Origin of the sequence: Mesorhizobium sp. M7A.F.Ca.CA.001.10.2.1, assembly GCF_003998575.1 — a bacterium.
In the GTDB taxonomy this organism is placed as follows: domain Bacteria; phylum Pseudomonadota; class Alphaproteobacteria; order Rhizobiales; family Rhizobiaceae; genus Mesorhizobium.
Window position 1 is genome coordinate 1 of sequence record NZ_RZQY01000717.1, and the last position, 2,932, is coordinate 2,932.

Genomic DNA, 2,932 nt, shown 5'->3' on the forward strand with positions numbered 1-2,932 from the left:
GTCCCCCTTCGTCACCTCGGTGTTGAAAACGCTTGGCGCGCGGGGCGCCGAGGCCGGGTTGAGGATCGGCGACAACGAGCCGTATGACTGGCGTCAGGCAGTTGGCTACACGCTGAACCGGCACGGGTTGGAGCAGGGCAGGCCTTGCCTTTATCTCGAAGTCCGCAACGACCTGCTTTCCGATCCGGAAACATTCGAGCTCGTCAGCCGCACGCTAGAAACCGTATTTGCCACCGTTGCGATGTCGTTATGGCCGAAACCAGCCGTAGCCGTCTAAAGGCTGGACGCCCCCGAGGCGCGCCGCTAGAGCTTGTCGAATTGGAAACACGACAGCCAAGGGCGCGGGTGATGCAGGGCAATGTGGGTAGCAAGATCCGCGATGCGCGCAAGGAGCGGAACATCACGCTGCGCGATCTCAGCGAACGCTCCGGCCTTTCGGTTTCGCAATTGTCGAAACTGGAGAACGGCAAAGCCCGGCTGACGGTCGACGTCGCACTGATGATCGCCGGCGTGCTGCATGTGCCGGTGGCCTCCTTCCTGTTCAGCCCGAAGCCGGGCATGCAGGCGCGGCGCTCGATCACGCGCGCCGGCAGCGGCATCCTGCACCAGGGCAACGCAATGGAATTCGAGGTCCTGTGCAGCGATTTTCGCGACAAGACCAACATTTTCTGGCGTGTCACGCTGCGCGCGAAGAGTTTTGAGGAGAACGGTGGCTGGCGCAGCCATTCGGGCGAGGAGTTCATCCACGTGCTGAGCGGCAGCCTGGAACTGCACACGATCCATTATGATCCAACCGTGCTGCAGCCGGGCGACAGCATCCTGTTCGATGGCGAAATGCAGCACGCCTATATCGCGCTGGGCGAAGAGCAGGTGATCATGCTGATGTCGAACACAGTGCCGCGCGACGGGCTGCCGGCCGGCGCCGGGGTCTGATCCCGGCCTGACTGGAATCCGGGCCCGAAAGTTTGGGGCCTCTCAAGAATATTTTCTAAAATGGAAAAAAATACTTGTTATGGAAAAGTCCGGGGTCTAGCATCCTGTTCACCGGCCGACAGGAGAAATAGCCATCGGCCGGATGGGAGATGGAACCGATGCTGTCGGTTGAGGCAGTCAGCAAGACCTTTGGCGGCGTGCAGGCGTTGCGCAGTGCCTCGCTGGCCTGCGAGGCCGGCGAAATCCTCGGCCTGATCGGCCCCAATGGCGCCGGCAAATCCACTCTGGTCAACGCCATCTCCGGCGTGCTCAAGCCGGACACCGGCAGTGTGAGGCTGGCGGGCAAGGAGATCACCGGCCACGGTCCTGAGCATTGCGCGCGGGCCGGCGTCGCGCGTACGTTCCAGACCATCCGGCTGTTCAAGGATTTGACCGTCCGGCAGAATGTCGAGGTCGCCCATATCACCTGCCAGGCGGTTCGGCCGGAAGCGGCGGCACGCATCGGCGTCGATCAACTGCTTGCGCAATATCAGCTGGATGGCTTCGCCGACGTTCCGGCCGGCACGCTGTCCTATGGCAGCCAGCGTCGGCTCGAAATCGCCCGCGCGCTGGCGTTGGGCCCATCGTTGCTGCTGCTCGACGAGCCGGCGGCCGGCCTCAACGAAGGCGAGTCCGAGACATTGGCGGTAGCGATCGAGGGCATTCGCAGGGATGTCGGCTGCGCGACCATCGTCATCGATCACGATTTGCGATTCATCAACCGGCTTTGCGACCGGCTCTGCGTCATGGATCAGGGCCAGGTGATCGCGTCCGGGCAAACCGAAGCGGTGTGGCGCGATCCGCGCGTCATCGAGGTTTATGTCGGGCAGTCCGAGACATCGTGACGGCGCCCTAAGCGCCAACAACAAGGGAGAAGGAGGGGTCAAATGGAGAAGATGATTTTGGGGGCCGCGGTCGTGGCGGCGGGGCTTTTGCAGGTGACGCATGCCGGTGCCGCCGATCTGAAGATCGGGCTCGCGGTGGCAATGACCGGCACCTACGCACCCTACAGCGAGGCCGAAGGGGCGCGCTGCATGGCCGACAAATTGAACAAGGCCGCAGGCGCCGGCGATCCCAAGGTCGAGCTGATGATCGAGGACAACCGCTCCGATCCGCAGCTTTCGGTGTCGCTCGGCCAGAAATTCCTCGATGCCGGCGCCCAGGTCATCACCGGCGTGCCGTTCCCGGATGCGCTGATCCCGACAGCGCAGATCGCCGCGCCCTATGGTGCCACTGTATTCTCGGCGCCGAACACGCAGCTTGAGATGCAGCAGGCCGGCCTCGACAATTTCATTGCCGGCGCGGTGCCGGATCCGATCAATGCGGCAGCGACCGCCAATGCGCTCTACGGCAAGGGCGCGCGTACCGTGGCGCTGATGGTCTCGCCCGATGCAGGCTCTTATTCCGAAAAGCTGCCGGAATGGTTCGGCGAGGTGTTCGAGCATCTCGGCGGCAAGGTCGTCTCCAAGCTCAACTATTCCTGGGGCACATCAGACTGGTCGCCGCAGATCGCTAGCATCAAGGCGTTGCCGCAGAAGCCGGACGCCATCCACATCTGCGGCGTGCTGCCCGATGTCGGCATTTTCATCCGCCAGCTGCGCGCCAATGGCTATGACGGTTGGGTGGCCGGCTGCGATGCCTTCGACGACAAGTCGCTGGAAGGCACCGTGGGTGATCCGGCATCGCTGGAGAAGGTGATGTTCGCCACCCATGGCGCGACCGGCGTCGACAGCCCGATCGACAAGTTCCTGGCCCAGTGCAAGGCCGACGGCTACAAGATCAACGGCATCTTCGACGCGCTTGGCGCCGACATGGTGCAGATCAGCTACGAGGCGGCGAAGAAGTCCGGCACGGTCGAGCCCGCCGCCTTGCGCGAGGCGATCCGCGCGCCGGGCGGCTATCCCGGCACCACGGCGCCGGTCATATCCTTCGCCGAGGAGAAGGGTTATCCGGTCAAGGC

The 2,932-nt window shown here is 63.5% G+C and carries 3 protein-coding genes and 1 pseudogene; all 4 read left to right on the plus strand.

The window, feature by feature from the left end:
- Positions 1 to 277: pseudogene (locus tag EN964_RS37915) on the plus strand (hypothetical protein); the annotation flags it as partial.
- 71 nt (positions 278 to 348) lie between these two features.
- Positions 349 to 933: a helix-turn-helix domain-containing protein gene (locus tag EN964_RS30530; RefSeq protein WP_127269568.1), complete on the plus strand. Its 585-nt coding sequence runs from the start codon at positions 349 to 351 to the stop codon at positions 931 to 933.
- A 158-nt stretch (positions 934 to 1,091) separates the two neighbouring features.
- Positions 1,092 to 1,817, plus strand: a complete 726-nt coding sequence (locus EN964_RS30535) for an ABC transporter ATP-binding protein (protein WP_127269567.1) — start codon at positions 1,092 to 1,094, stop codon at positions 1,815 to 1,817.
- Positions 1,818 to 1,859: 42 nt separating this feature from the next.
- Positions 1,860 to 2,932 (plus strand): ABC transporter substrate-binding protein (locus EN964_RS30540; protein ID WP_127277141.1); only part of this gene is annotated, 1,073 nt, incomplete at its 3' end.

Bases quoted from the DNA above. Each gene is read 5' to 3' on its own strand.
- EN964_RS30530 (WP_127269568.1), top strand. From the start codon at position 349: ATGCAGGGCAATGTGGGTAGCAAGATCCGCGATGCGCGCAAGGAGCGG.
- EN964_RS30535 (WP_127269567.1), top strand. From the start codon at position 1,092: ATGCTGTCGGTTGAGGCAGTCAGCAAGACCTTTGGCGGCGTGCAGGCG.